Raw genomic sequence first — 15,444 nt, 5'->3', positions numbered from 1 at the left:
ATGCCTGATGACCATAGCGTGTCGGTACCACCCCTTCCCATCCCGAACAGGACCGTGAAACGACTCCACGCCGATGATAGTGCGGATTGCCCGTGTGAAAGTAGGTAATCGTCAGGCTCCTCATGCTGCAAGACAAGACCCCGCCCTTAACCAGCGGGGTCTTGCCGTTTACGGGCCGGGTTTGATAAACCCGCCATTCAAGTCTCGATATCCCAAGTCTCGATATCCCCATTCCACGGAAATTTCGCCAATACCTGTCTGATCGCCACATCGAAGGGCGTACGGCGACCGATACCCAAACTCTCCAGGCGACTCGAATCCAGATGGCAATCACGTGGCCGAGGCGTTGAGTCGACGGGCGTCGTCTGGCGGATCAGATTGGCATTCAGCTGCAGTGCGTCGGCAAGGCGCATAGCGATGTCGTGTTTCGTCATAGGTTCATCACCTGACCACTGCGCAATGCCGCAGATACTCTCTCCGCGCGAATGTCGTGTGAGCAACTGCTTGATGACAAACGCGACATCAGGCGTATAGGTCGGGTAACGGATCGCCCACGCGTCCATGACAGCGGGCGCAGCGTCCGCTGATCCCGCTGATCCCGCAATCGCCGGCACAAGGCTAGTCACCGCCGATTCCTGCCAGTCGATGATCGGCCCATAAAGCAGCGGCAAACGCAGCACGCAACCTTGCTGGGCCGTATCGAGCAGTGCGCGCTCACCTTCCTCTTTGCTCCGGCCGTAAGCATTGATTGGTGACGGTGAGTCATCGCAACGATAAGGCGGTCGGGTACCGTCGAAAACATAATCGGTCGAGATGGACAAGGTCCACGCGCCGATCCGGTTTGCCGCGGTCGCCACTGTACGAACAGCATCGACATTCAACGCGCGCGCCTGCAGAGGTTCGCGTTCGCACACATCGGGGCGACGCTCCGCGGCCGCGATCACGATGGCATCCGGAGCTTCGCGCTCGACAAACTGCGCCACAGCCCGGGCATCGCGAATGTCGAGAGAAACCATGTTCGCAGTCGTGCGGCGAAATGCCGTCGGGATGACCCGCCAGTCGCGTTCTTGCACGAGTTCGTCGATGACCGCACGTCCAAGCAGACCCGAAGCGCCAATGATCGCAACTGTGAACATTCAGCTTTGTTCCTCGATCAGTTGGTTGTGGCCTGCGTGTCGACCACGACGTAGCCGGCTTCGGCGATTGCGGCCTTCAATACATCCGGCGTCTGTTGTGAATCGACCGCGACCCGGCCGGCCGCGAGGTCCACTCGCACGTCGGCCACGGCGTCCTGCTCGCGAATCGCCTGGGTAACGGCTGCAACGCAATGCTGGCAACTCATGCCTTCAACTTTGAATTCGACAGTCATCGAATAACCTCATGAAAATAGAAATGGACATGGAGACACGACGAGCGGCACACGTCTGATTTGCCGATCGTCCGAAGAACCATACACCTTCCCACCGTGGGAAGGTGTAGCATAAAACGATCGATTGGAGGATAGAGCGATGAATATCGGCGAGGCAGCACGTGAGTCAGGTGTCACAGCAAAAATGATCCGCTACTACGAGAGCGTTGGACTTCTGAGCGCCAAGGCGCGCACGGCAGCGGGCTACCGCATTTACAGCGCGCCGGAGGTTCACTCGTTGCGTTTCATCCGTCAGGCGCGGCGCCTCGGTTTTCTGGTCGAGGATATTCGCAAGTTGTTGGCGCTCTGGCAAGACCGCTCGCGCGCGAGTGCCGAGGTGAAGTCGATCGCACTTGAGCATGTGACCGAGCTCGATCGTCGGATTGCGGAGCTGACCGAAATGCGCGATACGCTTGCTCACCTTGCGGCGCATTGCCATGGCGATGGGCGGCCGGATTGTCCGATTCTCGAGCGGCTGGCCGATACACGGGCAATGCCTGCCGCGGGTTGTCACGCTGATTGAAGGTGCGGTGCAACCCGATTCACGACACGTTGCAACCACGCAACGCAAATGCTCCATATCGGTGCAAATTCTAGACAAAATTTCCACACCGGCTATTTGAGGTAAATCAATTTTCTTTGAAATCAACAGCTTGTCAGGAGAAAAACCCTGCACCATTCCAAAACGGAATGCACGTCAGTCGAGCATTTCACTAGCAAAACAACGTCGGAGGGCTATAATGCGGGTTAACCCTTTTAAGGGAAATCCCTGATGATATTTCCACCAGGGGTTCATACTGATCCTTGGAGAACATCATGATTGCCTACGTCGTTGAAAAGCTGAGCAACTGGTTTGAATCTGCCGAACGTAACCGCCGCGAGGCCTATCTGGCGTCGTCGACCGACATCGTCCAGCTCGAGCAACGCATCCGTTCGCTCGAAACCAGCGGCTACTCGCTGTAAGCCCATCTGCTCGTGCGCGGCGCCTGTCGCCGCCCGGCAGTGAAGCTTCAAAGCCTCGCCAGGTGCGGGGCTTCGTCACATCTGGGGCCTGTGAATCGCTCGCCCGCGCGTATTGTTCTAGCCGGAACGTGACCACCAGAGGTAAGGTAAGGCGTTGTCGGCGGCACCCCGTATCTCACTGGCTACCCACCCGGTCTTCGCTATGATCCCGATCCGCTTGCTACGCTTTTTGCTCGCGTTCTTTGCCGTAATGACGGTTCTGACCTCGGCTTTCGCCGCACAGGTCGCGTTCGCGCTATCGACGGGCGGAGGGCAGCCGTTGATCCTCGATACGCAGAAAGGCATCAGCGATGGGCAAAGCGGCACTGTGCTGCAAACCGCGCCGCTTTCGCATGCGCGCATCGTTGAGGCGCAACCCATTGCAACGCCGACAGAACTCGCGCCCAATGCGTCACCGCCGATTATCGTTGCGCCCTACATCGAATTGCCGGCGGGCACGCAGCCTCAGTCGACTCCGAAACCGCGTCTGCGGATCCCATCGTCGCCGCAATAGAGCGCTGTTCCGGCTAGCGCAGGTCGCGCTTCAAGATCGAAGCGTCGTTCCCCAGATCGAAAGACGGCTCGACAATTCCAACACTTTCAATCGCCGCGATGCTCGATCTTGAACTGAGCGGCCGCATCGAGACCCAGCGCATCGACGAGCCACGGCAACGTTTCTTTCATCGCTTTCGCGAGCGTATACGGCGGATTCAGGATGAACATACCGCTGCCAAAGAGCCCGAAACCGTCCGTTGGCGGTTTGCCGATCGTCAGGGAAACGTGCAGCCAGTTGCGCTCCTGCAGACGCTTTAACTGGTCAGGGAAGCGTTGCGATTCGAGCCGCGTCACCTGCGGGTACCAGACTGCATAGGTACCGTTCGCAAAGCGCCGCAAGCTTTCTTCGACACACACCAGTGCGCGGTGATAGTCGCGCTTGTCCTCGTACGACGGGTCGATCAGCACCAGTGCACGACGGGGCGGGGGAGGCAGCAGCGCCTTGATGCCCTCGAAACCATCGCCGGAATAGAGCAGCGCGCGCCGGCCGGCATCGCGGAAGTTGTGGCGTAACACGTCGATCTCGGTGCTGTGCATTTCGAACAGCCGCATACGGTCTTGCTCGCGCATCAGCCGCCATGCCAGATACGGTGAGCCCGGGTAATAGCGCAGTTGGCCATCGGCATTGAGCGCCGCGACTTCATTCACATACTCGGCGAGCACGGGCGGCAGATCCTGGCGCGCCCACAGTTTTCCGATGCCGGTTTCGAATTCGGCGGTCTTCGTCGCGTAGCCTTCCTTCAGCGAATACACGCCAGCGCCGGCGTGCGTATCGATGTACCAGTACGACTTGTCTTTCTGCTCGAGATAGCGCAGCAATTGCACGACGATCGCGTGTTTCAGGACGTCGGCGTGATTTCCTGCATGAAAGGCATGGCGGTAGCTGAGCATGATTTCGCGTGAAGCTGGCGTAAGACGATGAATCGGAGGTGTCGGAGGATCTTTGCGGCATCTGTCATGGCGCGGGACCGCTACCGCGTACTTCGGTGCGGTCGCGTATTGTACGCGACACGCACCGCTGTCCTGCCCCGGCAAGCTTTGGCGAACCCTAACGCCGCTACGCTTCTATATCGCCAACGATCTCCTCGATCTTCAGCTTGAGCTCCGGTGTGATTTTTGCCGCGACGTCCTGTGCCTTCATGTTCTCGGCGATCTGCTCCACGCGCGAAGCGCCGGTAATCACCGTGCTCACATGCGGATTCTTGAGAATCCACGCGATAGCCAGTTGTCCAATCGAGCACCCGAGTTCGTCCGCCACGCTGCCGAGCTTGCCGACTACATCGTTCTTGCCGGCATCGGTGACCTGCTTGCGCAGCCAGTCGTAGCCCTGCAATTGCGCGCGACTGTCGGCGGGTACACCGTTACGGTATTTGCCGGTCAGCAGGCCCGATGCAAGCGGACTCCATGTCGTCAGACCAAGTCCGATGTCTTCATAGAGCCGCTTGTATTCCTGCTCGACGCGCCGGCGATGGAACAGGTTGTATTGAGGCTGTTCCATGACAGGTTTATGAAGGTGATGCCGCTCCGCGATTTCGTAAGCGGCTCGGATCTCATCGGCGCTCCATTCGGAGGTTCCCCAGTACAACGCCTTGCCGCGCGCAATCATGTCGCTCATCGCCCAGACCGTTTCTTCGACGGGCGTGTTCGGATCGGGGCGATGGCAGAACACGAGATCCACGTAGTCGAGTTGCAGGCGTTTCAGCGAGGCATCGATTGCGTTGAGCAGGTATTTGCGGTTCAGCGTGTGATACTGGTTCGGCGCTTCATTCAATCCCCAGAAGAACTTGGTGGACACGATGTAGCTGACACGTGACCACCCCAGTTCCTTGAGCGCGTGGCCCATGATTTCTTCCGACTGGCCGCTCGCATAGACTTCGGCGTTGTCGAAGAAATTGACACCCGCATCGCGCGCCGCCGCAAGCGATTCGCGAGCGGCACTGCGGTCGACCTGATTGCCGTACGTAACCCATGAACCGATGGACAGTTCGCTGACCTGCAGGCCGGAGCGGCCGAGTCGCCGGTAATTCATTCGCGTCTCCTTCGAAAGTAATCGATCGCAATCCGACAGCTTAATCCGATCTGCACGAGTGCGTGGGGCCAGGGGGCTGCGCAACGCGGGTTCGCGTCGCGTTGTGCGTGCTTCATGCACAATAAGAGCGGTGGTTGCGACCTTGCATTCGTTTGAACGACCCCGACCGGTCGTTCTGTCATCGTGAGTCATGGCGGTAGATTGACTCACGCGAGCTGCACGGACAGGTGAAAAGGAGCATCGTGATGACGCGAAACAACACCGGACAGGCACGCGCGAGCGCGCGCAACGGAAATAGCGAGGCGCCCGCGAAGGCAAAGGCAAAAGCGCAGGCGGCCGGCAAAGCCCGATCGATTGCTCCCGTCGATTTGCCGAAGTACGAATCGATCGCGCTGATGCTCCAGGGCGGTGGTGCACTGGGCGCCTATCAGGCTGGCGTATACCAGGGGCTCGACGAAGCGGGCATCCAACCGACCTGGCTCGCGGGTATTTCGATCGGCGCGTTGAATACCGCGATCATTGCCGGCAACGCGCCCGAGCATCGCGTGGCACGCCTGCGGGAGTTCTGGGAAACGATCTGCCAGCCGGCATTTGGGCCACCATTGCCGCCGTTCGTCGAGCACGCGCTGTTCAATTCCACGGATACCGTCCGCAGGGCCTTCACGGCGATGCAAGCGATGGGTGCGATCGTCGAAGGACAGAAGGGCTTTTTCGTGCCGCGTTTTCCGCCGCCTTTGCCGACTGTCTCCGGGTCTCCGCAAACTGCCAGCTACTACGACACCACGCCGCTCAAGGCGACGCTTGAGCGCCTGTGCGATTTCGACCGGATCAACGCGCGCGAATTGCGCGTGTCGGTGGGCGCGGTGAATGTCGGCACCGGCAATTTCGCTTACTTCGACAACACCCGCATGACGCTGCGTGCCGAGCACTTCATCGCGTCCGGTGCGCTGCCGCCTGGTTTTGCCGCGGTGGAGATCGACGGTGAGTACTTCTGGGACGGCGGCCTGATGTCGAATACGCCGCTCTACGAAGTGGTTCAGACGACACCGCGTCAGGACACGCTCGCGTTCCAGGTCGACTTGTGGAGTGCGCTCGGTCCGGTGCCGGGCAGCATCACCGACGTTCAGGGCCGCATGAAGGATATTCAGTATTCGAGCCGCACGCGGCTAGTCACCGACATGCTGCAACGCTCGCAGCGTTTCCGTCATGTGCTGCGCGAGGTGCTCGACCGGGTCGCACCCGAGCATCAGGATGACCGCTGGTGCAAGGTCGCGGAGGACCTCGCGTGTTCCAAACGATATAACGTGATTCACCTGATATACCGGCAGAAAGAATACGAAGGGCAGTACAAGGACTACCAGTTCGGTCTGTCGACGATGCGCGAGCACTGGGACAGCGGTCTGGAGGATATTCGCCGTTCGCTGGCGCAGCCTGGGTGGCTTGCGTTACCCGATAACGATGCGGGTTTCGTCACGCACGATATTCACCGCGACGCTCGTTGAGCGCTCACCGACGTGAGCGATTCGAACCGCAAAAAGCAACGGCGCTCCGCAGGGAGCGCCGCTTTTACGACCGCAGGCTGACTGACCGGGCAGTTCGTCGTACCGCAGACAGAACAGGCCCAGCAGCTTCGAGATGCGTTACTTCAGAACCTGCGCGATCGCACCAGCGACCACATCGAGGTTACGCGTGTTCAGCGCCGCGACGCAGATACGCCCCGTGCTGACCGCATAGATACCGAACTCGTCGCGCAGACGATCCACCTGTGCCGCAGTCAGCCCCGAGTACGAGAACATGCCGCGCTGCGCATTGACGAAGCTGAAGTCGCGCGACACACCGGCCGCCTGCAGACGTTCGACCAGACCATTACGCATCGCGCGAATACGGTCGCGCATTTCGCCGAGTTCCGCTTCCCACGTTGCGCGCAGTTCCGGCGCAGCGAGCACGGCAGCGACGACCGAACCGCCGTGCGTCGGCGGATTCGAGTAGTTCGTGCGGATCACGCGCTTCAACTGCGACAGGACACGCGTGGCTTCTTCCTTGCTGCCGGTGATGATCGATAGTGCGCCGACACGCTCGCCGTACAGCGAGAACGACTTCGAGAACGACGACGAAACGAATACGTTCAGCTCGGAAGCTGCAAACAGGCGGACCGCGTCGGCGTCTGCGTCGATGCTGTCGCCGAAGCCCTGATACGCGATGTCGAGGAACGGCACCAGTTCGCGCGTCTTGACGACGTCGACGATCTGCTTCCATTGATCCGGGGTGAGATCGACGCCGGTCGGGTTGTGGCAGCACGCGTGCAGCACGACGACGGTGCCCGCGGCATAGCTGTTCAGTGCGTCGAGCAGGCCGGCGAAATTCACGCCGTGGGTGGCGGCGTCGTAGTACGGGTATGACACGACTTCGAACCCGGCGCCTTCAAACAGCGCGCGGTGATTTTCCCAGCTCGGGTCGCTGATCGCGACTTTGGCGGCCGGATTCAGCCGCTTCAGGAAATCCGCACCGATTTTCAGCGCGCCCGTGCCGCCCAGCGCCTGTGCCGTCACGACCCGGCCCGCGGCGATCAGCGCCGAATCGTTGCCGAGCAGCAGCTTTTGCACCGCGGCGTCGTATGCGGCAATCCCTTCGATCGGCAGGTAGCCGCGCGGCAATGCCGCTTCGACACGTGCTTTCTCCGCGTCGCGCACTGCGCGCAGCAGCGGGATCTTGCCTTCTTCGTTGGTATAGACGCCCACGCCCAGGTTCACCTTGGTTGTGCGCGCGTCGGCGTTGAAGGCTTCGTTCAGGCCCAGGATCGGGTCGCGGGGGGCAAGTTCGACGGCGGAAAAGAGAGACATGATGGTTCGGCAGTAGTGAGAAGAAGGGCGGCTTCACGCGCGACCGGCCCGCAGTCAGTCGGCAAAACGGCGACCGGGCGGTAGCGCAAACACACAGCCCGCCATTGTATCGAATCCTGGGGGCTTTTCGGCTCGCGCCGCGCCGCCAGGCGGTTTTTTGCGGCAAAAAAGCTCGCGCGGCGGGTATCGGCATTGCATCGGCGTTTAAGTGCCGGATCGAGGCACGGCGCGACCGTGAAAAGGTTCGCCCGGCAGCAAGTACCCGATTCAATCCAGACTCCTCCTGCCAGCGTACTGACAGCAGACCGGTTGCATGTGCGGCTCGCGGCTGGCCGAAACGCTAGAATAGTCCTTTGCTCCCGCTGAGGACGCTGCTCCCCATGTCCGAACATCATCTGTCCGAAGTCGACAACGCCGTCGACGAATCGAAATTCGTCACGTTCGAAGGCTCGCCGTTCCAGCTGTATCAACCGTATCTGCCCGCCGGCGATCAACCGACCGCGATCGCAACGCTGGTCGAAGGTATCGAGGATGGCCTGTCGTACCAGACGCTGCTCGGCGTGACGGGCTCGGGCAAAACCTTCACGATGGCCAACACGATCGCGCGGCTCGGCCGCCCGGCCATCGTTTTCGCGCCGAACAAGACGCTCGCGGCGCAGCTGTATTCGGAGTTTCGCGAGTTCTTTCCGCGCAACGCGGTCGAGTACTTCGTTTCGTACTACGACTACTACCAGCCGGAAGCGTACGTGCCGCAGCGGGACCTGTTCATTGAGAAGGATTCGTCGATCAACGAGCACATCGAACAGATGCGGCTGTCGGCGACGAAGAGCCTGATGGAGCGGCGCGACGTCGTGATCGTGGCGACCGTGTCGGCGATCTACGGTATCGGCAATCCGTCCGAATACCACAAGATGATTCTGACGCTACGTACCGGCGACCGCATCGGTCAGCGCGACATCATCGCGCGGCTGATCGCCATGCAGTACACGCGCAATGAAGCCGACTTTCAGCGCGGTGCGTTCCGCGTGCGCGGCGACACCATCGATATCTTTCCGGCCGAACACGCGGAAATGGCGGTGCGCCTCGAACTGTTCGACGACGAAATCGAAACGCTACAACTGTTCGACCCGCTGACGGGCCGCGTACGGCAGAAAATCCCGCGCTTCACGGTGTACCCGTCGTCGCACTATGTGACGCCGCGTGACACGGTGATGCGTGCCGTCGAAACGATCAAGACCGAGCTGCGCGATCGGCTCGAGTTCTTTCATCGTGACAACAAGCTGGTGGAAGCGCAGCGCCTCGAACAGCGCACGCGTTTCGATCTGGAGATGCTGCAGGAACTGGGCTTTTGCAAGGGCATCGAAAATTACTCGCGGCACTTTTCGGGCGCGGCTCCCGGCGAGCCGCCGCCGACCCTCGTCGACTATCTGCCCACCGACGCATTGATGTTGCTCGACGAATCGCACGTGCTGATCGGGCAGCTGAACGGCATGTACAACGGCGACCGCGCGCGCAAGGAAAACCTCGTCGATTACGGTTTCCGGCTCCCGTCAGCGCTGGACAACCGACCGCTCAAGTTCAACGAGTTCGAGCGCAAGATGCGCCAGGTCGTGTTCGTCTCGGCGACGCCCGCGGACTATGAGAAGAAGACCTCGGGGCAGGTCGCCGAGCAACTGGTGCGCCCCACGGGCCTCGTCGATCCGGAGATCGAAGTGCGTCCGGCGACGAGCCAGGTCGACGATGTGCTCTCCGAAATCAACGAACGCGTGAAGGTCGGCGATCGCGTGCTGGTGACGGTGCTGACCAAGCGCATGGCCGAGCAGTTGACCGAGTTCCTGGCGGACCACGGTGTCAAGGTGCGCTATCTGCATAGCGACATCGATACGGTGGAGCGGGTCGAGATCATCCGCGACCTGCGGCTCGGTACCTTCGATGTGCTGGTCGGGATCAACCTGTTGCGCGAAGGGCTCGATATTCCGGAGGTGTCGCTGGTTGCGATTCTCGACGCGGACAAGGAAGGCTTCCTGCGCGCCGAACGTTCGCTGATCCAGACGATCGGCCGTGCCGCGCGCAATATCAACGGCAAGGCGATTCTGTACGGCGACAAGATGACCGATTCGATGCGCCGCGCGATCGATGAGACCGAACGCCGGCGCACGAAGCAGATCGCGTTCAACGTGGAAAACGGCATTACGCCGCGCGGGGTCGTGAAGCGGATCAAGGACATCATCGATGGCGTGTACAACGTCGACGAAGCGCGTGCCGAACTGAAGGAGCAGCAACAGCGCGCGAAGTTCGAAGACATGTCCGAGAAGCAGCTCGCGAAGGAACTCAAACGGCTTGAGAAGCAGATGATGGAGCACGCGAAAAATCTCGAATTCGAAAAAGCCGCTCAGGCACGCGACCAGCTCGCGCTGCTGCGTGAACGCGTATTTGGGGCAAACGTCGGCGACCATCTGACGGGTATCTAGCCCGCTTCACCGAAGCGCAACGAAAGCCCACGAAAGAATGACGCAGCGCCGCCCGGCGCTGCGTTTCCGACGCGCTAATCCATCTCCATTCCAACGCTGGAGCCTTGTCCGCACAGGGATCTGCGCGCCCGCGACATTTGTTTGGCATCGGTAAGGATGCTAGAATCGCCTTACTATTGCGAATAGGTCGCATTAACGTCTTCTAGCGTTTTCCATCGCTTCCTGCCGTCGCTGCCCAAGAGTGCCGCGTGGTTTCTGTCAGATAAAAAATCAGGAGTTTCAATGCGTTTTTCTTCGTTTTTGCGTGGCGGCGTCATAGCCGTCGCAGCAGTCATTGCGGTCTCCGCTAGCGCTGCCGAATTCCCGATCGGCAAACAGCAGATCCAGGGCGGCATGGAAATCGGCGCCGTGTATCTGCAGCCGATCACGATGGAGCCGGAAGGCATGATGCGCAAGGCGTCGGATTCCGACGTCCATCTCGAGGCCGACATTCACGCAGTGAAGAACAACCCGACCGGTTTCGCCGAAGGCGACTGGATGCCGTACCTGCAGGTCCGTTATGAGCTGTCGAAGGGCAACTGGTCGCAGAAGGGCGATCTGATGGCGATGGTAGCGAGCGACGGCCCGCACTATGGCGACAACGTCAAGCTGGCCGGTCCCGGCAAATATCACCTGAAGCTGATCGTCGAACCGCCGATGCAGATGGGCCACATGGCGTTCGGCCGTCACGTCGACAAGGAAACTGGCGTGGGTCCGTGGTTCAAGCCGTTCACGCTCGAGTATGACTTTGCGTATGCGGGCATCGGCAAAAAGGGCGGCTACTGATCGCCGCGGGAAAGCTCAATGAGAATCAACCGAAAGATCGCGCTCTTCGCGATAGCGACATCGCTTGCAGCAGGCGCGGCGCATGCCGCCGATCTGCCCACGTTCAAGCTGGAGATGAACGACGGCAAGTTGAATCCGGCGCGTATTGAAGTGCCGGCCGGGCAGCGTATCAAGATCGAAGTGCGCAACACCGGTAAGGGTGCCGCCGAATTCGAAAGCGTGCAGTTGCGCAAGGAAAAAGTGCTCGCGCCAGGGGCGGAGTCGTTTGTCGTGATCGCGCCGCTGTCGCCGGGAGAATACAAGTTCTTCGATGACTTCCATCAGCAGGCGCAGGGCGTGATCGTCGCGAAGTAGCGGGCAGCAGGAGAAATTCGATGGGTCAGGTGTTGTTCATCGTGTGGCGGGAAAGCGTCGAGGCGCTGCTTGTCGTCGGCATCCTGTATGCGTGGCTGAAAAACGGCGATGCTGAGGCGCGGCGTGGGTTGCCGTATCTGTGGGCCGGTGTGGCCGTGGGCATACTCGCGGCGATCGCGCTCGGTGCGGCACTGGTCGGTTTCACTGAAGTGCTGTCCGGCGACGCACAGGATTATTTCCAGACCGCGATGGTGCTGATCGCATGCGTGTTGATCGTGCAGATGGTGCTGTGGATGAAGCAGCACGGCCGCACGCTGAAGCGCGACATGGAGCAGTCGCTGCAGCAGAGTACGCGCGACGCGAACTGGTGGGGCGTGGCCGTGCTGGTTGCGCTGGCGATTGCCCGCGAGGGTAGCGAAACGGTCATCTTTCTGTATGGCCTCGGGTTCGGGCAGTCGGGACATATCGACGGTAGCCAGATTCTTGCCGTGTTGATTGGCCTCGGTCTTGCGTTTCTCACGTTCTATCTGTTGCAGCTCGGTGGCAAGCTGTTCTCGTGGCGGCACTTTTTCCGCGTGACCGAGATCATGCTGCTGTTGCTCGGTGCAGGGCTGTTCCAGACCGGCGTCGACAAGCTGATCGACAAGGAACTGCTGCCGACTTTCATCGACCAGGTGTGGAACACGTCGGCGCTACTCGACGATTCCAGCACGTTCGGTTCGCTCGTTGCGACGCTGACCGGTTATCGCGCGCATCCAGCGCTGATGAACCTGATCGCCTATGCGGTGTATTGGACCATCGTCTATCTGCTGGTTCGCCACGCGTCGCGGCCCGCATCGCGCACCGCCGGGCGCACGGCATGACGAGCGTGTCCGTCCGCGCGGGCCGTCTTGCCGGCGCCGGTCAATGGATGCAGCGGCATGGTTCTGCCATCCGCGGTATCCAGTGGGTGGTGGTGGCGGTCTACGCGTTCCTGATCCTCGTGCCGGCCTTTACGCCGCTACCCGACGACAGCGCGCATCTGTGGAACAACCTCACGCTTGCGGCGCAATTCGTGTTCTGGGGCATCTGGTGGCCGTTCGTGCTGCTGTCGATGGTGCTGCTCGGGCGCGTCTGGTGCGGTGTGCTGTGTCCTGAAGGCACGCTCGCCGAGTTCGCGAGCAAGTACGGGCGCGGGCGCGCAATCCCGCACTGGATGCGCTGGGGCGGCTGGCCGTTCGTCGCCTTTGGACTCACGACGATCTACGGCCAGATGGTCAGCGTCTATCAATATCCGAAAGCGGTGCTGCTGGTACTCGGCGGCTCGACGTTTGCCGCGATGATCATCGGTTTGCTGTATGGACGCGAGAAGCGCGTCTGGTGCAAATACCTGTGTCCCGTCAACGGCGTCTTTTCGCTTCTCGCGCGGCTTGCACCGTTTCACTACAAGGTCGACGAAGCCGCGTGGCGGCGTTCGTACAAGGAAGGCGAGCACGGGCATCGCGTGGTGCCGATCAACTGCGCGCCGCTCGTGCCGCTGCGTAACATGAAGGGCGCCGCCGACTGCCATATGTGCGGCCGCTGCGCCGGACATCGCGACGCGGTAGCGCTGACGTGGCGCACGCCGTCAACGGAAGTCGTCGAACTCGGCGACAAACAGGCAAACGCGTGGGATACCGCGTTGATCGTGTACGGCTTGCTTGGTATCGCGATCGGCGCATTTCACTGGACCGCGTCGACGTGGTTCGTCGAACTGAAAACCCTGTTCGCAACCTGGCTGATCGATCGCGACATCATGTGGCCGTTCGATACGAACGCGCCGTGGTTCCTGTTCACGCACTACCCGGATCAGAACGACGTCTTTTCGTGGCTCGACGGCACGATGGTGGTCGGCTATATCCTCGCGACGGCGGCGGTCTACGGCACGACGCTGCTCGCATTGCTCGCCGGTGCGACGCGCATGCTCGGTCGCTTCGATGCGCTCAGGTTGCATCATCTCGCGCAGGGGTTGATTCCGCTTGCGGGCGCCGGCGTGTTCCTCGGTCTGTCGGCGACAACGCTGTCGCTGCTGCGCGCGGAACATGTGCCGCTCTGGTGGGCCACCGATCTGCGCATCGCCATTCTCGTCGTCGCGAATCTGTGGAGCGCGTGGCTTGCGTGGCTCGTCACGCGGCGTTACAGCGTGCGGCTATGGTCGCGTAGTCTGACGATGGTGTGGTTCGTGGCCGCGCTGGCGGTTGTCGATAGTGCGTGGTGGTTGATGTTCTGGGGCTGGTCGCGCTGACCCTGCCAAAAACAAAAGCCGTGCGATGAATGAAGGTCATCGCACGGCTTGTTCACTACGTAATCATCGATCGCGATACACACCAGATGGGTGTGACGCGCACTGCAGTGAGAACCAAAAAAGCGGCCTGGCTGGCTGCGACGGCTGGCTTGGTGTCTGCACGAAGGGGTCTAGATCTCACGTGCAAGCCGTCGTGGCTGGCTAATGCCTAACACCTCTCGAGGAGGTGGTCCCCACAATACCCGGTACTTACTTCGTCAGAATGAGCTTGCCGAGACGCGTGGCACGCAGCTGGTAGGTCTCGCCGTTATGCATGATGCTGATGTGGCTGCGACCTTGTAGCAGCGTGTCGCTACGGACGACGCGATCGGCCTGATCGGATGGTTGACTGCCTCGTACGGCGGTCGACGCGGTGCTTGCCGTGGTCGATACCGCAGGTGCTGCAGCCTTCGGTCGGCTGGTCAGCGCGGCGGTCGGGCGGCGCAGGCTAAGCGTGGAGGAGCGCGTCAGGTCAGTCATTCGTTCCATCGGTTTGTCGATTCGATGGAACTGATTCTAAATGATAATCGTTCGTATTAACAAGAAAAGGAATTCATCGGGAACGATTTTCGATAGTGACAGGCTGTTGGCGCTGAGTCGGGTGTGATCCGCCGGGTGTCCGCGTAGTGCGGGCGAGCAGGGCGGTGTCGACAACCTCAATGCAGCGCGTCCGGATTCTTCCGCGTCTGCACGTACTGGCGGATCAACCGCACCGTATCGATATCGGACTCGCGATACGCGGACTTGACGATTTCCTGGGTCTGCCGCGCGTCCTGGTCCTCGGAGACGGGTAGCGTCGTCTTGTATTCGAAGCGCAGGAACAACTGCTTGTCGTCTGGTTGCTCGATCGTCATGGTCAGGGAGCCGCCGACATACGTTTCCGTTGGGAGGATGTCGTAGCGCACGCTCTGGTGGTGCTGCAGGGTCACGCGGTCGCGCACCGTGGCCTGGCCATAGTGCAGTTCGCGATCGAGCGTGCTGTCGGTGCGCGAGACGATCGTGCAGCTGTCGAGACCCAGTACGAAGAGCTGCGGCTGCTCGGCACGCAGCACGAGCCCTTCCCAGAGTTCGTCGCGGGTCATCGTGTCGACATACGGATTCGACGGGTCGTTGATCTGGATCAGGTGTTCGAAATTCAAAACGACGGCTTCCTTTTAAGGCGCGGGGTTGGATCAGTCGTGCAGACGCGGGCTCGCTTTACGCGGCCGCGAGGCCGGTGCGGATCGCGATCGGACGGCTCAGGATCTTGTGGACCGGGCACGCGTTGGCGATCTGCAGTAGCCGTTCGCGCTGTTCGTCCGACAGCTCGCCTTCCAGCACGATCCGGCGATCGATCGTCGAGCCTGTATCGCCGGTTTCCATCGAGAGCGTCACGTGCACGTTGTCGAGCGGCCAGCCTTTGCGTTGTGCGTACATCTTCAGTGTGATCGACGTACACGCACCGAGACTCGACAGCAGCAAATCGACTGGTGACGGGCCGCGATCGCCGCCGCCAACCGATTCGGGTTCGTCGGCGAGCCAGCTATGTTTGCCATCGTCGAGGGTGACCTGAAAATTTGCGGAACCGGTGTGTGCGGTGACGGTGGACCCTGACATGGGGGCTCCTGAACGGGGAGTGGATTTGCCGCGGATGACGGCGCGAGACGTTATTGTGAACG

General features: G+C 60.8%; 17 protein-coding genes and 1 rRNA gene. 10 read left to right on the top strand and 8 right to left on the bottom strand.

Annotation, left to right across the window (positions count from 1 at the left end; translation table 11 throughout):
• The first annotated feature begins 3 nt into the window (after positions 1-3).
• A 5S ribosomal RNA gene (gene rrf / locus BWP39_RS10190) occupies positions 4-117 on the top strand.
• 80 nt (positions 118-197) lie between these two features.
• On the opposite strand, the gene BWP39_RS10185 is transcribed toward rrf, so the two are convergent.
• Positions 198-1,136 (bottom strand): dTDP-4-dehydrorhamnose reductase family protein, encoded by a 939-nt coding sequence (locus BWP39_RS10185; protein WP_096719647.1) that lies wholly within the window; start codon positions 1,134-1,136, stop codon positions 198-200.
• 17 nt (positions 1,137-1,153) lie between these two features.
• Positions 1,154-1,369, bottom strand: a complete 216-nt coding sequence (locus BWP39_RS10180; protein ID WP_096719645.1) for a heavy-metal-associated domain-containing protein — start codon at positions 1,367-1,369, stop codon at positions 1,154-1,156.
• Positions 1,370-1,508: 139 nt separating this feature from the next.
• On the opposite strand from BWP39_RS10180, the gene cueR reads away from it, so the two are divergent.
• The 3 genes from cueR to BWP39_RS10165 all read left to right on the top strand — a co-directional run bounded on the left by cueR (position 1,509) and on the right by BWP39_RS10165 (position 2,924).
• Positions 1,509-1,931, top strand: coding sequence for a Cu(I)-responsive transcriptional regulator (cueR, locus tag BWP39_RS10175; protein WP_096719643.1), 423 nt, complete (start codon positions 1,509-1,511; stop codon positions 1,929-1,931).
• A gap of 293 nt (positions 1,932-2,224) precedes the next feature.
• On the top strand, positions 2,225-2,371 hold the full coding sequence (locus BWP39_RS10170; RefSeq protein WP_091019147.1) for a DUF3563 family protein: 147 nt from the start codon (positions 2,225-2,227) through the stop codon (positions 2,369-2,371).
• A gap of 202 nt (positions 2,372-2,573) precedes the next feature.
• The gene (locus BWP39_RS10165) at positions 2,574-2,924 is read left to right on the top strand and encodes a hypothetical protein (RefSeq protein WP_096719641.1); all 351 of its coding nucleotides are present in this window, start codon (positions 2,574-2,576) and stop codon (positions 2,922-2,924) included.
• 86 nt (positions 2,925-3,010) lie between these two features.
• Here the strand turns inward: BWP39_RS10165 and BWP39_RS10160 are convergent, their stop codons facing one another.
• Complete coding sequence (locus tag BWP39_RS10160) at positions 3,011-3,856, bottom strand: 23S rRNA (adenine(2030)-N(6))-methyltransferase RlmJ (RefSeq protein ID WP_091019141.1); 846 nt, start codon at positions 3,854-3,856, stop codon at positions 3,011-3,013.
• Positions 3,857-4,022: 166 nt separating this feature from the next.
• Positions 4,023-4,994 carry a potassium channel beta subunit family protein gene (locus BWP39_RS10155; protein WP_096719639.1) on the bottom strand — a complete coding sequence of 324 codons (972 nt, stop codon included), beginning with the start codon at positions 4,992-4,994 and terminating at the stop codon, positions 4,023-4,025.
• A gap of 245 nt (positions 4,995-5,239) precedes the next feature.
• Here BWP39_RS10155 and BWP39_RS10150 point away from each other — a divergent pair, with 245 nt between their 5' ends.
• Complete coding sequence (locus BWP39_RS10150) at positions 5,240-6,496, top strand: DUF3734 domain-containing protein (RefSeq protein ID WP_096719636.1); 1,257 nt, start codon at positions 5,240-5,242, stop codon at positions 6,494-6,496.
• A 138-nt stretch (positions 6,497-6,634) separates the two neighbouring features.
• Here BWP39_RS10150 and BWP39_RS10145 read toward each other — a convergent pair whose 3' ends face one another.
• Positions 6,635-7,834 (bottom strand): amino acid aminotransferase, encoded by a 1,200-nt coding sequence (locus BWP39_RS10145; RefSeq protein WP_096719634.1) that lies wholly within the window; start codon positions 7,832-7,834, stop codon positions 6,635-6,637.
• 380 nt (positions 7,835-8,214) lie between these two features.
• Here BWP39_RS10145 and uvrB point away from each other — a divergent pair, with 380 nt between their 5' ends.
• The 5 genes from uvrB (at position 8,215) to BWP39_RS10120 (ending at position 13,747) form a co-directional block, all read left to right on the top strand.
• A complete protein-coding gene (gene uvrB / locus BWP39_RS10140) occupies positions 8,215-10,305 on the top strand; it encodes an excinuclease ABC subunit UvrB (RefSeq protein WP_096719632.1) in 2,091 nt (696 codons plus the stop codon).
• Between the two features lie 282 nt (positions 10,306-10,587).
• Positions 10,588-11,130 carry an iron transporter gene (locus BWP39_RS10135; RefSeq protein ID WP_096719630.1) on the top strand — a complete coding sequence of 181 codons (543 nt, stop codon included), beginning with the start codon at positions 10,588-10,590 and terminating at the stop codon, positions 11,128-11,130.
• An 18-nt stretch (positions 11,131-11,148) separates the two neighbouring features.
• Positions 11,149-11,484, top strand: a complete 336-nt coding sequence (locus tag BWP39_RS10130; protein WP_096719628.1) for a cupredoxin domain-containing protein — start codon at positions 11,149-11,151, stop codon at positions 11,482-11,484.
• Positions 11,485-11,504: 20 nt separating this feature from the next.
• Complete coding sequence (locus BWP39_RS10125; protein WP_096719626.1) at positions 11,505-12,347, top strand: FTR1 family iron permease; 843 nt, start codon at positions 11,505-11,507, stop codon at positions 12,345-12,347.
• A complete protein-coding gene (locus tag BWP39_RS10120; RefSeq protein WP_096719624.1) occupies positions 12,344-13,747 on the top strand; it encodes a 4Fe-4S binding protein in 1,404 nt (467 codons plus the stop codon). Before BWP39_RS10125 ends, BWP39_RS10120 begins: the two co-directional genes overlap by 4 nt.
• 249 nt (positions 13,748-13,996) lie before the next feature.
• Here BWP39_RS10120 and hemP read toward each other — a convergent pair whose 3' ends face one another.
• The 3 genes from hemP to BWP39_RS10105 all read right to left on the bottom strand — a co-directional run bounded on the left by hemP (position 13,997) and on the right by BWP39_RS10105 (position 15,382).
• Positions 13,997-14,266 (bottom strand): hemin uptake protein HemP, encoded by a 270-nt coding sequence (gene hemP / locus BWP39_RS10115; RefSeq protein WP_096719622.1) that lies wholly within the window; start codon positions 14,264-14,266, stop codon positions 13,997-13,999.
• A 176-nt stretch (positions 14,267-14,442) separates the two neighbouring features.
• Positions 14,443-14,925: an SRPBCC family protein gene (locus BWP39_RS10110; RefSeq protein WP_096719620.1), complete on the bottom strand. Its 483-nt coding sequence runs from the start codon at positions 14,923-14,925 to the stop codon at positions 14,443-14,445.
• A 58-nt stretch (positions 14,926-14,983) separates the two neighbouring features.
• Complete coding sequence (locus BWP39_RS10105) at positions 14,984-15,382, bottom strand: OsmC family protein (RefSeq protein ID WP_096719618.1); 399 nt, start codon at positions 15,380-15,382, stop codon at positions 14,984-14,986.
• Between the last annotated feature and the right edge of the window lie 62 nt (positions 15,383-15,444).

The organism is Paraburkholderia acidicola (genome assembly GCF_002362315.1).
GTDB classification, from domain to species: domain Bacteria; phylum Pseudomonadota; class Gammaproteobacteria; order Burkholderiales; family Burkholderiaceae; genus Paraburkholderia; species Paraburkholderia acidicola.
This window is presented reverse-complemented; position numbering and strand designations above follow the sequence as displayed.